This window comes from Candidatus Accumulibacter similis (assembly GCA_013347225.1).
Classification (GTDB): Bacteria; Pseudomonadota; Gammaproteobacteria; order Burkholderiales; family Rhodocyclaceae; genus Accumulibacter; species Accumulibacter similis.
Genome location: CP054595.1, coordinates 290,133 through 311,238, shown reverse-complemented (window position 1 = coordinate 311,238; position 21,106 = coordinate 290,133). Strand labels below are relative to the sequence as shown.

The following is a 21,106-nucleotide window of genomic DNA, read 5'->3' as shown; positions in this document are numbered from 1 at the left end:
CGCGACGGCATCTGCGCCTGTCCCGCTGACGAAGTGGCCTTCGCCGGTCATCGCCGCCTGATGGTCTATCAACTGGGGCCCGCGGTGCCTCGCCGAGGGAGCCCCGGCCGGCCAACGGCACAGTAACTGCTGGCCGCGCTCGTGTCGCAGGCCACGGCAGGGGCCATCGCGCTGCCTGTCGGCGACGCCGCTGCCGTGTCGACGTTGGCTGCCGAATCCTCGGCGGTCGGCCTGCGCTTGCTGCCGCGACGGCTGCGCCATCCGAATCCACGCCTGGTGCTGCCGACCTGCCTCCCGCACGAAGCGATGCCGCATCGCCCGCTCACAGCGAGTACGAGTGCGGCGTGGATGGTCGATTGAAAGCGCACTCGACGTCTTCCTCGCGCAAGGCAGCCGGGCTGGCGCGGCGCTCGGCCTGTTGCACGGGTCCCTGTTCGTGCTGCAGTCTGGGCCGTTGCCCTTGCCGTAGCCGTAGCCGTAGCCGTAGCCGTCGACCCCCGACAGGCTGGCCGTTATTGGCGGCGGCAAGGCGGGCAGTGGCGCATGGGCGATCCGTAGCCTGGTCGAACGAGCGCCGCCGACCCTCGTACTGGCGTGGCAGGCGCGCTACCGCAGGCTGCAGCGCAGCGCGTTGCAGGAGGCGCCGGCAGCAACCGATTGCTCCCCATGTGTCAAACATATGTCCTGGACAAACGAGCATGAGCGAGTTACGATTGAACAATCCGCGCCTCCCGAACTCGGACGCTTCTTCGTTTGCTCAGGACAATATGACAAATCGCCCCGTGATGAACATCAGCGCCGTCGAGCGCGACACCGGTCTCGGCAAGGACACACTGCGTGTCTGGGAGCGTCGTTACGGGTTTCCGAGTCCGGCGCGCGACGATCACGGGGAGCGCGTGTACGCTGCCGAACAGGTTGAACGGTTGCGGTTGATGAAGCGCCTGATCGATCAGGGACACCGTCCTGGGCGGTTGTTCGCCAGGAGTGACGCTGAGCTTGCCGAGCTCTGTTCTTCCCGCCGGTCGCCCGCCGTCGCCAGCGACGATCCCGCCGCGTGTCTCGTGGCCCGCACCATGCAACTGATCCGGCGGCATGACTTGGCAGAGCTGCGGCAGACGCTGAATCAGGCGATGCTGCGACTCGGTCTGCAGCGCTTCGTCATCGAGATCGTCGCGCCGATGAATCACGCGGTTGGCGAGGCCTGGATGAACGGCGACTTCGAGGTTTTCGAGGAGCACCTCTACACCGAACAGATCAAGTCGCTGCTGCGACAGGCGATCGGCAGCCTGCCGGCGGGCAGCGGGCGGCCGCGCGTCCTGCTGACCACCGTTCCCGATGAGCCGCACGTCCTCGGCCTGCTGATGGTCGAGGTATTGCTGACGCTCGATGGTGCAAGCTGCATCTCGCTCGGGACGCAGACTCCGGTCTTCGACATCGAGCGGGCTGCGACCGCGCACCAGGCCGACATCGTGGCACTGTCCTTTTCCGGCGCCTTTCCGGGCCGGCAGCTTGCCGGTGTCAGCAGCCAGTTGCGGCAGCTGTTACCGGCATCGATCGATCTGTGGCTGGGAGGCAGCGGCGTGCAGCGCCTGCCGGCGCCGCCCGGCGTCGTCCTCGTGTCGTCGTTGCACGAGGCCGTGAACGCGCTTGCCGACTGGCGCAGCGGACGGGCCGCCAGCAACTGAACAGCTGCCGGCGTGCCTGGCGTCAGCGCCCAGAGGGCCAGCGCGGCTGACCGTTCGCAGCGCCGGTCAGCTGCCTTGGCAAAGCCGTGCACCGCTGCGGCGAGACGCGCCATCCGGCGATCGGCGCCCGTGTCTGCGGCCGGAATCCGTCCGGACAGAGCGTCGGCATCGCGTCGAATGCAAAAAAATCCAGCATTTGTGTTGCGATGGCTCTGCCAGGGAATACGATGTCCGCTCTGGCGATCGTCGTCTTGCGCTTCGCGCCATGTGGACTGCCTGCCGTCACCGGTGTGCCGCAGCTGACGGCCGCGGCGACGCCGACAGGCGATGGCAAGGCGACAGGTGTCTTGCTTCTTGCGGACAGGGTGGGAAATGGTCAATCCAATGGACTTACCGGCAACCAGGCTGCTGCGGCGGACGATGCGCAGCGCGTTCAACGCTCTGCCGCGCGACGGTCGGCTGGCCGTCTATCGCAACTTCGTCGATTGTGACCCGGCGCCCACCGACCGGCTGGTGCTCAAGATAGCCGAAACCCGTGAGGAACTCGAGGCCTGCTTCCGGCTGCTGCACGACGCGTATGTCAGCAGCGGGCTGATGCAGCCGCAGCCGTCCGGCATGCGCGTGACCATCTATCATGCCTTGCCGACGACGACGACGCTCTGCGCGAAGTATGACGGCGAGGTGGTGGGTACCCTGTCGCTGATCAGGGAAAGCGTGCTCGGCTTTCCGCTGCAGCGGATCTTCGACCTCAACGCGCTGCGCGAGAAGAGGGGCAACATTGCCGAGGTATCGGCGCTGGCGATCGCCCGCCGCTTCCGGCACACGGGAGGCAGCATCCTGTTCCCGTTGATGAAGTTCATGTACGAGTACTGTACGACCTTCTTCGATACCCGACATCTGGTGATCGCGGTCAATCCCGCACACATCGAAATGTACGAGTCACTGCTGTTCTTTCAGCGGCTGAGCCAGAACGTCGTCGAGAACTACGACTTCGTCAATGGCGCCCCGGCGGTCGGAGCCACGCTCGACCTCGGCACGGCGCCCGAGATCTTTCGTCAGCACTACGGATCGAAGCCACCGAAGCGCAACCTGCATGCCTTTTTCACCGAGATCCGGCTGCCCAACATCCAGCTTCCAGCACGGCGTTTCTATACCACCAACGACCCGGTGCTGACACCGGAACTGCTGGACTACTTCTTCAACGTGCGAACGCCGGTCTTCAGCCTGTTGAGCGAGCGCAAGAAGGAACTGCTGCACGCGATCTACGACCTGCCTGCCTACCGTGCCGTTCTGCCGCCAATCGTGCGCCCGGCAGCCGATGGCGGCGAGCGGCGGCGGCATCGGCGTTTCTCCGTCCGCTGCCCGGCCGAGTTGTCGCTGCGCTGCGGGGTTGGCGATGCGAGCCGGGTAAGCCTCGAAATCGTCCAGCTCTCACGCTACGGATTCCAGGCGCATGCGCCGATCGAGGTCCCGATCGATGTCTGGGGCGAGGTGACGGTCCAGCTCGGGCCGGCCGAAGTGTCACGCATCCAGGTGGCTGCCTCGCGGGTATCCGGGACGGGATTCTACGGCTTCCGCCTCGGCGAGCCCGACCTCGTCTGGCGCAAGTTCGTCACCGCACTGTACGGCAGCAGCACGCAGGCCGACCTGCAGAACGCGACCGCCTTCCTCAATGACCGTTAGCGCCGGCCTCTTGCCGGCCGAGCCCGGCGACCGCTGGCTGGCGTCATTGCGCTGCTGCCGCTGCGGCGCGCCGTTGATCAGCAGCGTCGCCAGCGGCCAGTAGTCGCCGGCGGTAATGCGCCGGCGCGACGCCGGTCCAGCGCAGGAAGGCGCGATAGAATGCCGCCGTGTCGGCAAAGCCGAGTTCGGCGGCAAGCTGCGCCAGGCCCTGGCGGCTCTTCGCCAGGCGATCGATCGCCAGGTCGCGGCGCAGGGCATCCTTGATTGCCTGGAAGCTCGATCCCTCTTCCAGCAGGCGGCGGTGCAGCGTCCGCGGCGACAGGTGCAGCGAACGAGCGACCGTGGCCAGCGACGCGGACTGTGGCAGCGCGTCGCGCAGCGCATTGCGGACGCGCAGGAGCATCTCCCGGTCTCGGCGGTAGAGTGTCGTCAACTTGCCCGGCGCACCGTCGAGAAAAGCGAGCAGCGCGGCTTCGTCGCGGCGGATCGGCAGGTCGAGCAGGTTGGCGGCAAAGCCGGCGGCGAGTTCAGTGGCGTCGAAGCTCGACTGTGCGGTATAGATCAGCGCGTAGTCGGCTGCGTGCTGCGGCCGCGGATAGGGGAAGGCGACGGCATCGAAGACGATGCTGCGGCCGACGAGCCACGAGAACAGACCGTGCAGCAGACGCAGCAGCCACTCGAAGGCGAACACCCGGCCGATGGCCAGCGGCCGGTTTTCGCCGATGCGCAGGCACGCCTGGTGGTCGTCGCGGCAGTCGAGGCGAACCGCCAGATCGGGCAGGACCAGCCGCAGGAAACGGGCACTGCGGTCGATCGCCGCCGCCAGTGTCGGTGCGGTGATGACGCTGCGGCAGAGGAACTCGAAAGTGCCGGTCCGGATCGGTTGCGAGAACAGACCGAAGCCCTCATCATCGAGTTCGCGGTTGATCAGGTTGTACAGCTCGGCGTACCGTTCGATGGGCACGCGCGCTTCCGGATCGTCCAGCATCTGGCTCGGGATATGGGCCTGCTCAAGCAGCGGCGCCGTATCGCGGCCGGCGGACACGAGACCGGCGAGCATGCCCTGCACGAAGGCGATCGCCACGGTCGCGCGCGCCGGCCCGCCGGCAGCCGAGCTGCGGCGGCCGGGTTTGGCGGTCTTCTCAGGGTATGGCATTGGCTTCCCGCAAGGCTGTGTATTGACAGGATATTTCAAGTTGGCAAGATTTGCATTGTTGGCGGCATCTTGGGTAATGGCTTTCCCGGCGTCAACTTCCTACCATGTGGGTCCCTGTACGGCAGCCGCTGACCTCTGCCATTCCGATCATCCTGGAGCGCGAACGACATGACCGATCTTTCCATTGCCAAGAAGCTTCTACCCTACAAGCCCAAGCACAAGGTGCGTTTCGTCACCGCCGCTTCGCTGTTCGACGGGCACGATGCATCGATCAACATCATGCGCCGCATCCTGCAGTCGACCGGCGCCGAGGTGATTCACCTCGGCCACAACCGTTCCGTACAGGAGATCGTCAACGCGGCGTTGCAGGAAGATGTGCAGGGAATCGCCATCACCTCCTACCAGGGTGGCCATGTCGAATTCTTCAAGTACATGATCGACCTGCTGCGGGCGGGCGGCGGCGAGAACATCAAGGTCTTCGGCGGCGGTGGCGGCGTCATCGTGCCGAGCGAGATCGAGGAACTGCACGCCTATGGCGTGACGCGCGTCTATTCGCCCGAGGACGGCCAGTCGATGGGTCTGCAGGGCATGATCAACGAGGTCGTCGCGAAATCCGACAACGACCTGTCGTCGCTGGCACCGCAGGACACCGACGCCGTCCTCGCTGCCCTGAAGAGCGGCAGCCGGCGGCAGCTGGCACAGATCATCACGGCGCTCGAGAACGGTGCCTATCCGGAGGCGTTGCGCAAGAAGCTGCTGCACGCGGCCGCCGGGCTCAAGGTGCCGACGCTGGGCATCACCGGCACCGGTGGCGCCGGCAAGTCGTCGCTGACCGACGAGCTGGTGCGGCGCTTCCGGCTCGACCAGGGAGACGGCATCAAGCTGGCGATCATCTCGATCGACCCGTCGCGCAAGCGGACCGGTGGGGCATTGCTGGGTGACCGCATCCGGATGAACGCCATCGAGCATCCGAACATCTACATGCGCTCGCTGGCGACGCGCGACACGGGGTCGGAAATCTCCGCCGCGCTGCCGGAAGTGGTCTCTGCCTGCAAACTGGCGGGCTTCGATCTGGTCATCGTCGAAACCTCGGGAATCGGCCAGGGAAACGCCGCGATCGTGCCGCTGGTCGACGTCTCGCTGTATGTCATGACCCCCGAGTTCGGCGCCGCATCCCAGCTCGAGAAGATCGACATGCTCGATTTCGCCGATTTCGTGGCGATCAACAAGTTTGACCGCAAGGGCGCCGACGATGCGCTGCGTGACGTCCGCAAGCAGTATCAGCGCAATCACGAGGCCTTCAACCAGAGTCCCGACGAGATGCCGGTGTTCGGCACGATGGCCGCGCGCTTCAACGACGACGGCGTCACGGCGCTGTACCAGGCGATCGTGCCCACGCTGCACGCCTGCGGCCTGAAGCTGAAGAAGGGCCGGCTGCCGCTGGTGGGCGTGCGGCAGTCGTCGAACCAGCGCGCCATCGTACCGCCGCAACGGGTCCGTTACCTTGCCGAGATTGCCGACACGGTCCGTGCCTACCACGCGCACACCGCCGAACAGGCCGAGATCGCACGCCAGCGGCAGTCGCTGCGCACTGCCAAGGCGTTGTTCGAAAGCTGCGGCAAGCCGGCAGCGGATTTCGACGAGCTGATCGGCTGGAAGGACGGCCAGCTCGACGCCCGTTCGCGCAAGCTGCTCGACATGTGGCCGAAGACGGTCGAGCTCTACGCGCAGGACGAGTACGTGGTGAAGATCCGCGACCGCGAGATCCGCACCCGCCTCACCGGCACCTCGCTCTCCGGGTCGCGCATCCGCAAGGTCGCGCTGCCGACCTACAGGGACGACGGCGAAGTACTGCGTTTTCTGCTGCGCGAGAACGTTCCGGGCTCCTTCCCCTTCACTGCCGGCGTCTTCGCCTTCAAGCGCGAGAACGAGGATCCGACACGGATGTTTGCCGGCGAAGGGGACGCCTTCCGCACCAATCGGCGTTTCAAGAGGGTCTCCGAGGGAATGCCAGCCAAGCGCCTGTCGACTGCCTTCGACTCGGTCACCCTCTATGGCTGCGACCCCGACGCTCGCCCGGACATCTACGGCAAGGTCGGCAACTCCGGCGTGTCGATCGCGACCCTCGACGACATGAAGGTCCTCTTTGACGGTTTCGAACTCTGCGCCCCGACGACCTCGGTTTCGCTGACGATCAATGGGCCGGCGCCGATCATCCTGTCGATGTTCTTCAACACCGCGATCGACCAGCAGGTCGACAAGTTCCGCGTCGACAACGGTCGCGAGCCGACCGAGGACGAGATCGCCAAGATTCGCACCTGGGTGCTGGCCAACGTCCGCGGCACCGTGCAGGCCGACATCCTGAAGGAGGACCAGGGACAGAACACCTGCATCTTCTCGACCGAGTTCGCGTTGAAGATGATGGGCGACATTCAGGAGTTCTTCGTCCACAACCAGATCGGCAACTTCTACTCGGTATCGATCTCCGGCTACCACATCGCCGAAGCCGGCGCGAACCCGATCTCGCAACTGGCGTTCACGCTCGCCAACGGCTTCACCTACGTCGAGACCTATCTCGCGCGCGGCATGCACATCGACGACTTCGCGCCCAACCTGTCGTTCTTCTTCAGCAACGGCATGGACCCCGAGTACTCGGTGATCGGTCGCGTTGCCCGTCGCATCTGGGCGGTGGCGATGAAGAACAAGTACGGCGGCAACGAGCGCAGCCAGAAGCTGAAGTATCACATCCAGACCTCCGGCCGCTCGCTGCACGCGCAGGAGATGGCGTTCAACGACATCCGCACGACGCTGCAGGCGCTGATCGCCATCTACGACAACTGCAACTCACTGCACACCAACGCCTACGACGAGGCGATCACGACCCCGACCGAGGAGTCGGTCCGCCGGGCGATGGCGATCCAGTTGATCATCAACCGCGAGTGGGGCCTGGCGATGAACGAGAACCCGAACCAGGGGTCGTTCATCATCGACGAGCTGACCGATCTCGTCGAGGAGGCCGTGCTGCGCGAGTTCGAGGCGATCGCTTCGCGTGGTGGCGTTCTCGGCGCCATGGAAACCGGCTACCAGCGCGGCAAGATCCAGGAGGAATCGCTCTACTACGAGCACAAGAAGCACGATGGGTCGTTCCCGATCGTCGGCGTCAACACTTTCCGCAACCCGCACGGAGATGCCCCGATCGAGATCGAGCTGGCGCGCTCGACGGAGGAGGAGAAGCAGTCGCAGCTGCAGCGCCTGCAGGCCTTCCAGGGCCGCAATGCGGCCGCCGCCGGAGCCATGCTCGAGCGCCTGCAGCGCGTCGTCATCGACAACGGCAACGTCTTCGCGGTCCTGATGGACGCTGTTCGCGTCTGTTCGCTGGGTCAGATCACCAACGCACTCTACGCGGTCGGTGGTCAGTATCGGCGCAGCATGTAGGAGCGACGGCCCGGGCGTGCTGCCGCCACGCCCGGGGCCGACCATCGCCGCGTCGCGAAGGTCGTGCGCCGCGCGGGGGGTCGCGCAGAGTCCGTGTGCGGCACTTCCTCTGTTGCAAGTTCTTTCCGATTGGTCCAGCATGGCTGTCTGGCAGAAAACGGGGGGGAGTGAAATGATTGCAGCGCTGCGCCGCCTCAGTCTGATGAACCGGCTTTCGCTGACCGCGATCCTGGCCCTGCTGGCGATGCTCCTGATCGTCTGGGAGGGCCTGTGGTCGCTGCACGGCCTGCTCTACAGCGATCGCCAGGTGAAGACCCGGCACCTGGTCGAAACGGTCGTCGGCGTTCTCGAGCATTACCACGACCTGCAGAAGGCCGGCACGCTGGGCGAGGAAGAGGCCCGGCAACAGGCGATCAAGGCCGTCAAGCGGCTGCGCTACGAAAAGGCCGAGTACTTCTGGATCAACGACCTCGGCAAGCCGGTGCCGCGCATGGTGATGCACCCGACGGTACCGGCACTCGACGGCAAGGTGCTCGATGAAGCGCGCTTCAACAAGGCGATCTCGATGCAGGCGGGCGTCAGTGGCGAGAGACTTCCGATCGACGGGAAGAACCTTTTCGTCAGTTTCAACGACGTGGTCGAGCAGGCCGGCGAGGGCTTCGTCGAGTACCTGTGGCCGAAGCCGCTGGCCGGCGGCGGCGTGACCAGCGAACTGTTCACCAAGCTTTCCTACGTCAGGAAGTTCGAGCCCTGGGGCTGGGTGGTCGGCTCGGGGATCTACATCGACGACGTGGATCGCATATTCCGTGAAGAGGCGCTTCACAGCGTGTCGTTGGCGGTTGCCGCGACGCTCGTGCTGCTGCTCGGCGGCTGGCTGGTCAGAACGAGCATCGTCAGTGAGTTCGGCGGTGAGCCACGCGCTGCGCTCGCCGCGACAAGCAGCATTGCCGATGGCGACCTGACACATGACATCCCGCTGCAGCCGGACGACAGGAGCAGTGTCCTCTTCGTTCTGTCGCACATGCAGAGCAGTCTGCGCGAGATGCTGCGCGCCATCTTCGGCAACGCCAGCCGTGTACAGGCCAGCATCGAGCGCCTTTCGGCGGAGTCGAACCAGATCAACCTGGCAACGCAGGTACAGGCCAGCGCCGTCACCGAAACGCGCGCGGCGATCAGCGACGTCTCGGCGAGTGTCGATGTCGTAAACGGTCTGGTGCGGGCCACCGAGGACGGCGCACACGAGGTCGCCCGGCGGGCGCACGACGGTGCCGGCGTCGCGGCGCGGGTGGCGCGCGAGATGCAGGCGATTGCCGATACCGTTGCCGTTTCGTCGGATCAAGTTTCACGGCTGGTCGCAAGCACCGGCGAGATCGGCCAGATGGCCCGCGTCATCAAGGAAATCGCCGATCAGACCAATCTGCTGGCCTTGAACGCGGCCATCGAGGCCGCTCGCGCCGGTGAGCAGGGGCGCGGTTTCGCCGTCGTTGCCGACGAGGTGCGCAAGCTTGCCGAGCGTACGAGCAGGGCGACGACCGAGATCGGCGGTGTCCTGCAGGGAATTCGCGCCGACACGGAAAGTGCGGTCAGCGGCATGCACGCGGCGGCGCCGGTGATCGCCAGTGGCGTTGAGCAGGCAAATTCCGCGGCCGAAACCCTGCACGCCATCGAGCAGCAGGCGCAGGATACGCTGCAGAAGATGCAGGCGCTGTCACAGGCGACGCGGGCGCAGACGCAGCGGATCGAAGACATCGTCGGCAACGTCGATGCGGTGATGAAGGCTTCCAGCCAGACCGAGAGCGTCATCAGGCAGTCGTTGCAGTCGGCGGCCGATCTCGAGCAGGCGTCGAGCGAGATGTTCTCGATGGTGCAGCGTTTCCGCATAGGCGACATGCCTGGCGGCAGTTTGCCGGCGGCTCGCAGCAGCGAGGCGGCGGTAAAGCCGCTGATGGAATGGTCGAGCGCGCTGGCCGTCGGCCACGCCGAGATCGACCGCCAGCACCAAGTCCTGATCGGGATTGCCAACCGACTGAACGCCGCGATGCGCTCGGGCGCCGGCCGCGCCGCCTGTGGGGCGATCCTCGACGAACTGGTGAACTACACGGTGAACCATTTCGCCTTCGAGCAGAGACTCATGGAACAACATCAGTATGGCGATCGCGACGCCCATCTGGCGGCGCACCGCAAGCTGGTCGAGGAAGTTTCACGCTTCAAGCGAGAGTACGACGCCGGCGGTACGATCTCGGTCGAGCTGATGGGTTTCATCCGCGACTGGCTGGTGAACCATTTCCTCAAGGTTGACCGTGCTCTGGCCCGTGATCTCGCCAGTCGTGGGCTGGCCTGAGCGCCCGCCCGGCTTGCCGGCAAGCATCGAGCGGGGCCGCCGGTGAGTGATGCGGGCGGTCCGCCGACGCGACGGCGCCGGCTGGCACTGGCCGTCGTCGTTGCGGCGTATGTCCTCTCGTTCTTCCAGCGTTTCGCACCAGCCGGGATCGCCCCCGATCTGGTTGCCGCGTTCAACACCACGGCTTCGTCGCTGGGAGTCCTCGCGGCGACGTACTTCTACGTCTATACACTGATGCAGGTGCCGACCGGAATTCTCGTCGACACCCTCGGGCCGCGCCTGATCCTCCTCGTCGGCGGGCTCGTCGGCGGCGCCGGCAGTCTGCTGTTCGGCCTTGCCGCCACCCTGGACCTGGCGCTGCTCGGAAGGACGCTGATCGGGCTCGGGGTGTCGGTGACCTTCATCGCCATGCTCAAGATCATCGCCGTTTCCTTCGACGAGAGACGCTTTGCCAGCCTCGTCGGAGTCGCCATGCTGATCGGCAATCTCGGCTCGGTACTCGCCGGCGCGCCCTTGTCGTGGCTGGCTCAGGTCACCGGCTGGCGGGGAGTTTTCGTCGGATTGGCGGCGGTCTCGCTGTTGCTCGGACTGGCCTGCTGGGGGCTGCTGCGCGAAACCGCAGTGGGCAGCGCTGGCGCGGCGGCGTCGCCGTCCGGCAACAGGCCGCGTTTCGACCGCACGGTGGTCCTCTCGGGCCTGCTGCTGGTACTCAGGAACCGCGATACGTGGCCTGTCGTCTGCGTCAACTTCGGCATCTGCGGCAGCTTCTTTGCCTTCGCCGGTCTCTGGGCGACGCCGTTCCTGACGCAGGCCCACCAGATGTCGCGCAGCGTCGCCGCCAATCATGTCAGCCTGTATTTCGCCGGTTTTGCGTTGGGCTGCGTCGTCGTCGGCACGCTGTCCGACCGGCTTGGCCGGCGCAAGCCGGTGCTGCTGGCCGGCAGCCACCTTTACGCGGCGATCTGGTTCGTCTGGCTGTCGGGGACCACCCTGCCGTTGCTCCTCAGCTACGCACTGTTCGCTCTCATGGGTCTCTTGACCGCCAGTTTCACCCTTACCTGGGCCTGCGCCAAGGAAGTCAATCCACCGCTGCTTTCGGGAATGTCGACCAGCGTCACCAACATGGGAGGCTTTCTCGCCGCAGCCATCCTGCAACCGCTGGTAGGGTGGGTGATGGACCTGAGCTGGCAGGGAGGCGTGAGCGATGGAGGGGCCCGGCTGTACAGTACGGCCGATTTTCAGGCCGGCGTTCTGCTGCTCGCCGTGACCGCGGCTTTCGGTGCGCTGGCAGCCTGGCGAATCCGCGAAACCCATTGCCGCAACGTCTGGCAGCCGCCGGCCTGATCGACCGGCGCTGTTGGTCGCGCGGCGAGGGGACTCAGCGCCTTTCGTACACCAGGTCGACACGGCGCATGCTGTGCCGGCAAGCCTCGCTGTCACACTTCTGCTTGCTGCTCTCCTCGCTGCCGAGTGGCAGGCGGCGTATCTGGTTGCGTGGCACGCCGAGCGAGCGCAGCCGCTCGCTCACCGCTTCCGTTCGCCGGTCGGCGACCGCCAGGTTGTAGGCGGGGCTGCCGAGGTTGTCGGTGTGGCCGACGAGAACGACGATCAACTGCGGATCCTCCTTCAGTTTCTGGGCGTTCTGTCGCAGCACCTCGAGGCCCTGGATATCGACCGTCACCTCGCCGGAAGCGAAATAGACCGTTCTTGCCGCCTCATCGTCGGCGAATGGCGTCGGCTTGCCGGCGCCGGGTCGGCCGGTAGACAGCGGCGGGCGGGCGGGCTTCTGCTGTTCCGTCCCGGGTCTTGCCGCGTCGACTGCGACGGATGGCCTGTCGGCGGTCGCGCAGGCGGCGAGGAGGAGGGTGGCGGCCAGACCGAAGGGCAGGAAGTGGCGTTGCGACGACATTGGCGATCTACCGGCAGGCAAGACGGGTGCACAGGGACAAGACTGCCTCGGTCCGGCGATGATGGTCGTCGGGCGCTCGGTCCCGACAGTTCAGGCGGTTCCAGCGCCTGGCGTGTCCGACGCGTGCGCGGCGACCATCTGGCGGAGTTCCGGCAGGCAGGAGCCACAGAAGGTACCGCAGCCGCGCCTTTCCTGCAAGGCCGCCAGGCCCGCGCCGCTGGCGAGGTCGGCGGTGATCTCGGCCGCCGTCACGTCGGCACACCGGCAGACGACGGGGCTGCGCAGCGGCAGTCTCCCCGGTCGGTGGCCGATCGGCGCCACCGCCCAGCGAACGAGTTCGGCGTCGAGTGAGTCGTCGGCCATCACCTCCTTGAGCCAGCCCTGGGCGAGCGTTTCCCCGGCGAGACGGACGCCGATCAGGCGGCCGCCGGGAGCGACGGCACGCTTGCTGACCTGCCGCTGCCCATCCGCATAGACGATCGCTGCCGCATCGTCGGTGAGACCGAACAGCCGGTCGATTTCGCGCAGGCGGTCGTCCGGCAATGGCTGCCGGTGGGCGGCGCGCAGGATCACCAATGGCTGGCGGCGGCCGTACAGCCCGACGGTTGCGAAGTCGAAGTCGCCGAGCAGACGCCGGGCGGACGCGAGCAGTCCGGCCGTGCCGGCTTCGCCGCCATCCGCCAGGCGCAGGACGACCAGTTGCCAGGGCAAATCCGCCTTGTCGACGGCGACAGCGGCGTGCTTCAGTTCCGGCTGCTGCGAAAAGGGGTCGCGCGCCGGGGTCGTCAGCGCGTTGACGCCGGCACTGTTCATGTATCGGCTGCCCCAGTGCATCGGCAGCCAGGCACACCCGCGCGGCAGCCCGGCATCAGCGGCGACGCGGACGATGATGCTGCCGCGCGGGTTGCGCAGGCTCGCCAGATCGCCGCCCTGCAGGTCGCGCTGCTGGAGATCGGCCGGGTGCATCGTCAGCAACGGTTCGTCGTCGAGATTGAAGAGGCGGGCGACGGTTCCGCTGCGGCTCATGCCGTGCCACTGGTCGCGCAGCCGCCCGGAGAGCAGGCTGATCGGCAACGAGGAGTCGGTGACTTCGGCCGTCGGCCGATGTTCGGCGACGACGAAACGGGCGCGCCCGTTCACCGTCGGGAAGACGCCGTCCGCGTAAAGGCGCTGCCGGCCACTGCTCGCGCCGACGGGAAAGGGCCACTGTTGCGGGCCGAGCGCATCGAGCAGAGAATAGCTCAGACCGCCGATGTCGAGGTCACGCCCCAGCGTGCTCTCCCGGTGCTCTTCGAAGATCTGCTCCGGGTGCTCGTAGGGAAACAGGTTGCCGGCCAACGGCTGCGCCAGTCGCAGGCCGAGGCGGCGCGCGAAGTCGACGGCGATCCGCCAGTCGTGTCGGGCTTCGCCCGGCGCTGCCACGGCCGGCACGAGATGGGTGATCCGCCGTTCCGAGTTGGTCACCGTTCCCTCCTTCTCGCCCCAAGTGGTCGCCGGCAGCAGCAGGTCGGCAAAGGCTGCGGTATCGGTGTCGGCGTAGGCTTCCTGGAGGACGACGAAGGCCGCCTCGCGCAGGGCTTCGCGAACCTCGGCCTGCGCCGGCAGTGATTGTGCCGGGTTGGTGCAGGCGATCCAGACCGCCTTGACCTCGCCCGTCCTCAGGGCGGCAAACAGCTCGATGGCGGTCTTCCCCGGTCTCTCTGGTACCGACGGTACGCCCCACAGACGGGCGACTTCGGCGCGGTGCTCCGGGTTGGCGAGGTCGCGGTGCGCGGAGAGCAGGTTGGCGAGGCCGCCGACCTCGCGGCCACCCATGGCGTTCGGCTGCCCGGTCAGCGAGAACGGGCCGGCGCCGGGACGGCCGATCTGCCCGGTCGCCAGATGCAGGTGGATCAGCGCCGCGTTGTTGTGCGTGCCATGAGCTGACTGGTTGAGCCCCTGGCAGTACAGGGAGAGGGCGGCACCGGCGCCGCCGAACCAGCGTCCGGCGCGGATGATGTCGGCCTCGGCCAGCCCACACAGGCGCGCGACGACAGCCGGCGTGTAGGTGGCGACAATCTTCTCCAGTGCCTCGAAACCTTCGGTATGGCGGGCGATGTAGTCGCGGTTGACCAGCCCCTCGGCGAGCAGGATGTGCAGCAGGCCGTTGTAGAGCGCGATGTCGCTGCCCGGGGCCAGCGGCAGGTGGAGATCGGCGATGGCCGCGGTTTCGCTGCGCCGCGGATCGACGACGATGATGCGCAGCCCGGGATTGGCTGCCCGCGCATCCTCGATGCGCCGGAAGACGATCGGATGGGCGATCGCCGGGTTGGCGCCGGCGATCAGCAGGCAGTCGGCAAGCGCGATGTCCTCGTAGGAGCACGGTGGTGCGTCGGCGCCGAGAGTCTGCTTGTATCCGGCCACTGCCGACGACATGCAGAGACGCGAGTTGGTATCGACGTTGTTGGTGCCGATCAGCCCTTTCGCCAGCTTGTTGAAGACGTAATAGTCCTCGGTCAGCAACTGACCGGAGATGTAGAAGGCGACACTGTCCGGACCGTGTGCGGCGATGATCGCGGCAAAGCGGTCGGCGGCGTGATCGAGCGCCTCGTCCCAGCCGACACGCTGCCGGTCGGCGTCGCGTTGCCGCCGCAGCTGCGGATAAAGCAGGCGGTACTCCGGGCGGGTGCTCAGATGCAGCGACGCACCCTTGCTGCACAGGCGGCCGTGGTTGGCAGGATGCGCCGGGTCGCCGCGGACGCCGACGATGCGGCCGTCGCTGGTCTCGATCAGCAGCCCGCAGCCGACGCCGCAGTAACAACAGGTGGACCGGACGATGTCGTTCATGATTTTCACTCCCGGCTCTCCAAAGCAACACGCGTGCCATGACCAGCAGCGGGCGGTCGGGCCCACAAAAGCGTGCGCCGCCGATGTTGGCGCGCGCGTAGCAAGCCGTTGCGCGCACCAGTTGCTTGCGCGGTCACCCGTTTGTGCGCCGCAGTGGTGCGTCGCAGTCGCCGCTGCGCGGCGACATGGAGGCGGATGCGGTGGCAGACCGGGGTTGTGGGAGTACTGGCACGCTGCTTGCTAGGAGATGGGCATCACGGTTCTTTGACAGGAGCAAGAGACGAATGAGCAGGAAGAGACTCGTCATGGTCGGCAACGGCATGGCCGGCGTGCGTACGCTTGAGGAACTGCTGAAGCTGGCGCCCGACGAGTACGAGATCACCGTCTTCGGTGCCGAGCCACACCCCAACTACAACCGCATCCTGCTGTCGCCGGTGCTGGCCGGCGAGATGAGCATCCAGGACATCATCCTCAACGACCATGGCTGGTACGCGCAGCACGGCATCATGCTGCACCTCGGGAAGAAGGTCGAGCGGATCGATCGCCTGCGGCGGCGGGTGATCGCCGACGATGGCACCTGCGCGGACTACGACCGCCTGCTGTTGGCGACCGGTTCGAATCCCTTCATCCTGCCCATTCCCGGCAACGATCTGCCGGGGGTGGTCTCCTACCGTGACATCGCCGACACCGACGCGATGATCGATGCCGCACAGCGCCACCGCCATGCGGTGGTCATCGGCGGCGGTCTGCTCGGACTCGAGGCGGCGAACGGCCTCAGGCTGCGTGGCATGGACGTGACGGTGATCCATCTCGCCGATTGGCTGCTCGAACGCCAGCTCGACGAGACCGCCGGCAGGATGCTGCAGAGATCGCTCGAGGAGCGCGGCCTGAAGTTCCTGCTCGGCAAGCAGACCGAGATGCTGATCGCCGGCGCGAGCGGTCGCGTCGCCGGCGTGCGGCTGAAGGACGGGCTGGAACTGCCCGCCGAGCTGGTGGTCATGGCCGTCGGCATCCGCCCGAACACGTCGCTTGCCGAGGCGGCCGGGATCCACTGCCAGCGGGGCATCGTCGTCAACGACACGATGCAGACCTACGATCCCAAGGTCTACGCCGTCGGCGAGTGTGTCGCGCACCGCGGCATCGCCTATGGGCTGGTGGCGCCGCTTTTCGAGCAGGGCAAGGTGGCGGCGAACCATCTGGCCAATTTCGGTATCGGACGCTACACCGGCTCGGTGACCTCGACCAAGCTCAAGGTGACCGGCATCGATCTCTTTTCGGCCGGCGATTTCCTTGGCGGCAAGGATACCGAGGAGATCACCCTCAACGATGCCGCCGGCGGCGTGTACAAGAAGCTGGTGATTCGCGACAACCGTCTGGTTGGCGGCGTCCTCTATGGTGATACGGCCGATGGCCCGTGGTATTTCCAGCTGCTGCGTGACAGCCAGGACATTCACGAGATCCGTGATCACCTGTTGTTTGGCCAGTCGCATGTCGGGGATGTCGGTCATCAGGGCCACAGCAAGGCGGCGGCGATGGCCGACAGCGCCGAGGTCTGCGGCTGCAACGGCGTCAGCAAGGGTGCGATCGTCAAGGCGATCAAGGAGAAGGGCCTGTTCAGCCTCGACGATGTCAAGCAGCACACCAAGGCGGCGTCGTCGTGTGGCTCCTGCGCCGGCCTCTGTGAGCAGATCCTGTCGGCGACGATCGGCGGCGCGTACACGCCAGCTGCCTCGAACCGCAAGCCGGTGTGCGGTTGTACCGATCATTCGCACCAGGAAGTGCGCGATACGATCCGGGCGCAACACCTCCTCAGCATCGACCGCGTCATGCGCTTTCTCGAGTGGCGGACCGAAGACGGCTGCGAGAAGTGCCGTCCGGCGCTCAACTACTACCTGATCTCGACCTGGCCCGGCGAGGCCCGGGACGACCCGCGTTCGCGTCTGATCAACGAACGTGCCCATGCCAACATCCAGAAGGACGGAACCTACTCGGTCGTGCCGCGGATGTGGGGCGGGCTGACCAACGCTGCCGAGTTGCGGCGTATCGCCGACGTCGCCGAGAAATACCAGGTGCCGACGATCAAGCTGACCGGCGGGCAACGCATCGACCTGCTCGGCATTCGCAAGGAAGATCTGATCGGCGTCTGGCAGGATCTCGGCATGCCATCCGGGCACGCCTACGGCAAGTCGATCCGTACCGTCAAGACCTGCGTTGGCGCCGAACATTGCCGCTTCGGCACGCAACTGGCGATGGACATGGGCGTCAAGCTCGAGCGGATGCTCTTCGACATGTACTCGCCGCACAAGGTCAAGCTCGCCGTTTCGGGCTGTCCGCGCAACTGCGCCGAGGCGGGCATCAAGGATGTCGGGGTGATCGGCGTCGATTCCGGTTACGAGCTGTACGTGGGCGGCAACGGGGGCATCAAGACCGAGGTCGCGCAGTTTCTCGTCAAGGTGAGGAGTGACGAGGAGGTCCTGGAGTATGCCGGTGCCTTCCTGCAGCTCTACCGCGAGGAGGGTTTCTATCTCGAGCGGACCTGCCACTGGCTCGAGCGCGTGGGCCTCGAGCACGCGAAGAACCGCGTCGTCGAAGACGAGGAGAACCGCAAGGCATTGCACGCCCGTCTGCTGGCCGAACTGCAGGATGCCCGGGACCCCTGGGCCGAGCGCGTCGCCGGCGTCGAACGCAACGAATACGAGGCGCTCATCGTTTGAACGCCTGTCTGACTGGAGAAGGAAAGAGCAATGGGTGAATGGAAATCGATCTGCATGCTGGAAGACATCCCGCGACTGGGCAGCCGCATCGTCCGCTCGACGGGCGGCGACATTGCCGTCTTCCGCACTTCGGCCAACGCGGTCTTCGCCTTGCGCGACCAGTGTCCGCACAAGGGCGGGCCGTTGTCGCAGGGGCTGGTGCATGGCAATCAGGTGACCTGCCCGTTGCATGGGTGGAAGCTGCGCCTCGACTCGGGCGAGGCGGTTCCTCCCGACGAAGGCTGCTCGCGCCGTTACCCGGTGCGGGTCGAGAGCGGTACCGTCTTCCTGCAACTCTGACGCGAAAGGAAACACGACATCATGAACAGTTCATTCTGGAAGGCCGGTCATCGACCGACGCTGCTCGCAGCCTTTCTTTATTTCGACCTCGCCTTCATGGTCTGGGTGATCCTCGGCCCGCTGGGTGTGCAGATCGCCAAGGATCTCGGCCTGACACACGCACAGAAGGGAATGATGGTTGCCACGCCCGTACTTGCGGGTGCCATCCTGCGCATCTTCATGGGCATCCTGGTTGACCATCTGAAGCCGAAGATGGCCGGCGCCATCGGTCAGGTGATCGTCATCGCCTCGCTGTTCTTCGCCTGGTACTTCGGTATCGACAGTTACGAGCAGACACTGATCCTCGGCGTCTTCCTCGGCGTCGCCGGTGCGTCCTTCGCCGTCGCCCTGCCGCTGGCCTCGCGCTGGTATCCACCCGAGCATCAGGGTACCGCCCTCGGCATCGCCGGTGCCGGCAATTCGGGCACGGCGCTGGCGGCGCTGATCGCGCCGAGTCTGGCGATGGCCTTCGGCTGGAGCAATGTTTTCGGGCTGGCGCTGATCCCGCTCGTTCTGGTCTTCGTCTTCTACTTGGTGGCCGCCAGGGATGCGCCGGAATGTCCGCCACCGAAGGCACTGCCGGAATATCTCAAGGTGCTCAGGGACAGCGACGCGTGGTGGTTCATGTTCTTCTATGCGGTGACCTTCGGCGGCTTCGTCGGCCTCGCTTCGTCGCTGACGATCTACTTCAACATCCAGTACGGGCTCGACGCCAAGACCGCCGGTTTCTTCACCGCCGCCTGTGTCTTCGCCGGTTCGCTGGTGCGGCCGATCGGCGGCAACGTCGCCGACCGCATCGGCGGCATCAGGAGCCTGTCGGTGATGTACGTCCTCGCCGCGATCTTTCTCGCGATTGCCAGCATCGGCCTGCCGGCGGCGTGGATGGCCCTGCTCGCCTTCGTCGGCGCGATGCTCGCTCTCGGCATGGGCAATGGCGCCGTCTTCCAGCTCGTGCCGCAGCGCTTCCGCAAGGAGATCGGTGTCATGACCGGGCTGGTCGGCATGGCCGGCGGAGTCGGCGGCTTCTACCTGGCGTCGTCGCTGGGCTACGCGAAGCAGATCACCGGCAGCTACCAGCTCGGCTTCCTGATCTTCGCCGGCCTTGCGCTGCTCGCGCTGGCGGGCTTGTCCGCCGTCAAGACCCGCTGGCGGACGACCTGGGGTGCGGCCCACCTGACCGCAGCCCGCATCTGAGCCAGCGATCGAACCCCCGGCGGCGGCAGGTCAGAGTGCGACCTGCCGCCCCCTTCCCTTCCGGAGCCGTGTCCGCATGCCGCTGCGCGTCGATGTCGGTTATTCGTCGCTGACGGGTCCACGTGATCGCAACGAGGACTTCTGCGGCATGGTGACGCCACAGGGGCCCGAGCTCGACAACAAGGGGCTCCTCGCCGCCGTCGCCGACGGGATCGGCGGTCATCTCGGAGGGCGCGAAGCCGCCGAGTACACGGTCCGCGGACTGCTCTCGGACTACTACGCGACGCCCGATACCTGGAGCGTGCCGCACGCGCTCGACAAGGTCGTCGGCGCACTCAATCGCTGGTTGGTGGCCGAAGCGTCACGGCAGGCCGAACTGGCCGGCATGGCGACGACGCTCACGGCGCTCGTTCTCCGTGGTCGTCGTTACGTCTGCGCGCATGTCGGCGACAGCCGGCTCTACCTGCTGCGTGGCGGCATCTGCAGCCGCCTGACCAGCGACCACGTCTGGGAACATCCGGAGCTCAGCAACGTGCTGTCGCGTGCGGTCGGCCTCGATCGCCATCTGCAGCTCGATTTCTTTGACGGTGACCTGCAGGCCGGCGACTGCTTTGTGCTCTGCTCCGACGGCGTCTGGGTGCCGCTCGGTACGACGCGGCTGCAGGCCGCGCTGCTGGCGCACCCGGATGCGCAGCAGGCGGCGGCGTCGTTGGCCAGCCTGGCCCTCGCCTGCGACGGGCGCGACAACGCTACCGCCATCGTGCTGCGGGTGAAGGAGGTGCCGGCCGAGAACCTGCGCGATGCCCTGGCTGACAGCGCACGGCTGCCGCTGCCGCCGCGCCTGAAGCCCGGCCAGGAGCTGGACGGGCTGACGATCGAAGAGCAGTTGCACGATTCGCGGGCGACGCTGCTGTATCGCGTTCGGGATCTCGTCTCCGGGCAGAACCTGGTGCTGAAGACGCTGCTGCCGGAACTTGCCGACGACGCCGACGAGGTGCGTGCGCTGGTCATGGAGGAGTGGCGCGCGCGGCGGATCGTCTCACCGTTCTTCCCGCAAGTGGTACCGGCCGAGCGGCGAAGCTGTCTCTACTACCTGCAGACCTGGCACGAGGGTGCGACGCTGCAGCGCATGCTCGATGCCGGCCTGCACTTCAGCGTCGGCGAAACCGTGCAGCACGGCATCCGGCTGATGAAGGGTCTCGCGGCACTGCACCGGCTGCAGGTGGCGCATCGCGACATCAAGCCGGCCAACGTCCACCTTGGTCGTGATGGCCGCCTGCGCATCCTCGACCTCGGCGTCGCCGTGAGCGAGGCGGAAGAAGACGAGTCGGCGGGCAGTCCGGGAACTCCGAGCTACCGGGCACCCGAGCTCTTCGCCGGCGAGCAGGTCGTACCGGCGCACGACCTCTACGCCGCCGGCGTCACCCTGTACCACCTGCTCACCCGCAAGTACCCTTACGGCGAGATCGAGCCTTTTCAGCATCCGAAGTTCGCCGTGCCGCTGCCGCCGACCCGCTACCGCCCGGACATTCCCGGCTGGCTCGAGAACGTACTGCTCAAGGCCGTTGCGAGGGATCCCGGCCAGCGCTTCGAAACGCCGGAGGAGTTCCTCCTGGCGCTCGAGCGGGGAGCCTCCCGGCCACTCAGCCGGCCGCCGGTGACGCCGTTGGCGATGCGCAATCCGTTGCTGACCTGGCGCCTCATCGCGGCACTCTCGCTGTTGTTCAATCTCGTTCTGTTGATGCTGCTGACGCGCGGCTGACAATCTGCGGCATGCGTACACGC

The 21,106-nt window shown here is 66.3% G+C and carries 12 protein-coding genes; 9 read left to right on the top strand and 3 right to left on the bottom strand.

Annotation, left to right across the window (positions count from 1 at the left end):
* The first annotated feature begins 767 nt into the window (after window positions 1-767).
* A complete protein-coding gene (locus tag HT579_01380) occupies window positions 768-1,685 on the top strand; it encodes a MerR family transcriptional regulator (GenBank protein QKS27731.1) in 918 nt (305 codons plus the stop codon).
* 372 nt (window positions 1,686-2,057) lie between these two features.
* Window positions 2,058-3,368 carry a hypothetical protein gene (locus tag HT579_01375; protein ID QKS27730.1) on the top strand — a complete coding sequence of 437 codons (1,311 nt, stop codon included), beginning with the start codon at window positions 2,058-2,060 and terminating at the stop codon, window positions 3,366-3,368.
* A gap of 43 nt (window positions 3,369-3,411) precedes the next feature.
* On the opposite strand, the gene HT579_01370 is transcribed toward HT579_01375, so the two are convergent.
* Window positions 3,412-4,524 carry an AraC family transcriptional regulator gene (locus HT579_01370; protein QKS27729.1) on the bottom strand — a complete coding sequence of 371 codons (1,113 nt, stop codon included), beginning with the start codon at window positions 4,522-4,524 and terminating at the stop codon, window positions 3,412-3,414.
* 168 nt (window positions 4,525-4,692) lie between these two features.
* Here HT579_01370 and HT579_01365 point away from each other — a divergent pair, with 168 nt between their 5' ends.
* The 3 genes from HT579_01365 to HT579_01355 are packed head-to-tail and all read left to right on the top strand — an operon-like array spanning window position 4,693 to window position 11,644.
* On the top strand, window positions 4,693-7,959 hold the full coding sequence (locus HT579_01365; protein QKS27728.1) for a methylmalonyl-CoA mutase family protein: 3,267 nt from the start codon (window positions 4,693-4,695) through the stop codon (window positions 7,957-7,959).
* On the top strand, window positions 7,934-10,300 hold the full coding sequence (locus HT579_01360) for a bacteriohemerythrin (GenBank protein ID QKS27727.1): 2,367 nt from the start codon (window positions 7,934-7,936) through the stop codon (window positions 10,298-10,300). The genes HT579_01365 and HT579_01360 overlap by 26 nt, the downstream gene beginning before the upstream one ends.
* A 42-nt stretch (window positions 10,301-10,342) precedes the next feature.
* Window positions 10,343-11,644 carry an MFS transporter gene (locus tag HT579_01355; GenBank protein ID QKS27726.1) on the top strand — a complete coding sequence of 434 codons (1,302 nt, stop codon included), beginning with the start codon at window positions 10,343-10,345 and terminating at the stop codon, window positions 11,642-11,644.
* A 34-nt stretch (window positions 11,645-11,678) separates the two neighbouring features.
* Here the strand turns inward: HT579_01355 and HT579_01350 are convergent, their stop codons facing one another.
* Both HT579_01350 and HT579_01345 read right to left on the bottom strand, forming a co-directional pair.
* The gene (locus HT579_01350; protein ID QKS27725.1) at window positions 11,679-12,209 is read right to left on the bottom strand and encodes an OmpA family protein; all 531 of its coding nucleotides are present in this window, start codon (window positions 12,207-12,209) and stop codon (window positions 11,679-11,681) included.
* 90 nt (window positions 12,210-12,299) lie between these two features.
* Window positions 12,300-15,035, bottom strand: a complete 2,736-nt coding sequence (locus HT579_01345; GenBank protein QKS27724.1) for a molybdopterin-dependent oxidoreductase — start codon at window positions 15,033-15,035, stop codon at window positions 12,300-12,302.
* 284 nt (window positions 15,036-15,319) lie between these two features.
* Here HT579_01345 and HT579_01340 point away from each other — a divergent pair, with 284 nt between their 5' ends.
* The 4 genes from HT579_01340 to HT579_01325 all read left to right on the top strand — a co-directional run bounded on the left by HT579_01340 (window position 15,320) and on the right by HT579_01325 (window position 21,083).
* On the top strand, window positions 15,320-17,749 hold the full coding sequence (locus HT579_01340) for an NAD(P)/FAD-dependent oxidoreductase (GenBank protein ID QKS27723.1): 2,430 nt from the start codon (window positions 15,320-15,322) through the stop codon (window positions 17,747-17,749).
* A 30-nt stretch (window positions 17,750-17,779) separates the two neighbouring features.
* Window positions 17,780-18,088 carry a nitrite reductase small subunit NirD gene (gene nirD, locus HT579_01335; protein ID QKS27722.1) on the top strand — a complete coding sequence of 103 codons (309 nt, stop codon included), beginning with the start codon at window positions 17,780-17,782 and terminating at the stop codon, window positions 18,086-18,088.
* An 18-nt stretch (window positions 18,089-18,106) separates the two neighbouring features.
* Window positions 18,107-19,321 carry a NarK/NasA family nitrate transporter gene (locus HT579_01330; GenBank protein QKS31432.1) on the top strand — a complete coding sequence of 405 codons (1,215 nt, stop codon included), beginning with the start codon at window positions 18,107-18,109 and terminating at the stop codon, window positions 19,319-19,321.
* A gap of 76 nt (window positions 19,322-19,397) precedes the next feature.
* Window positions 19,398-21,083, top strand: coding sequence for a bifunctional protein-serine/threonine kinase/phosphatase (locus HT579_01325; GenBank protein ID QKS27721.1), 1,686 nt, complete (start codon window positions 19,398-19,400; stop codon window positions 21,081-21,083).
* The last annotated feature ends 23 nt before the right edge of the window (window positions 21,084-21,106 follow it).

Excerpts from the sequence above, each read along its gene's own strand:
- HT579_01375 (QKS27730.1), top strand. The coding sequence starts at position 2,058 with ATGGTCAATCCAATGGACTTACCGGCAACCAGGCTGCTGCGGCGGACG.
- HT579_01350 (QKS27725.1), bottom strand. The coding sequence starts at position 12,209 with ATGTCGTCGCAACGCCACTTCCTGCCCTTCGGTCTGGCCGCCACCCTC.
- HT579_01380 (QKS27731.1), top strand. The coding sequence starts at position 768 with ATGACAAATCGCCCCGTGATGAACATCAGCGCCGTCGAGCGCGACACC.
- HT579_01340 (QKS27723.1), top strand. The coding sequence starts at position 15,320 with ATGAGCAGGAAGAGACTCGTCATGGTCGGCAACGGCATGGCCGGCGTG.
- nirD (QKS27722.1), top strand. The coding sequence starts at position 17,780 with ATGGGTGAATGGAAATCGATCTGCATGCTGGAAGACATCCCGCGACTG.
- HT579_01325 (QKS27721.1), top strand. The coding sequence starts at position 19,398 with ATGCCGCTGCGCGTCGATGTCGGTTATTCGTCGCTGACGGGTCCACGT.
- HT579_01345 (QKS27724.1), bottom strand. The coding sequence starts at position 15,035 with ATGAACGACATCGTCCGGTCCACCTGTTGTTACTGCGGCGTCGGCTGC.
- HT579_01365 (QKS27728.1), top strand. The coding sequence starts at position 4,693 with ATGACCGATCTTTCCATTGCCAAGAAGCTTCTACCCTACAAGCCCAAG.
- HT579_01370 (QKS27729.1), bottom strand. The coding sequence starts at position 4,524 with ATGCCATACCCTGAGAAGACCGCCAAACCCGGCCGCCGCAGCTCGGCT.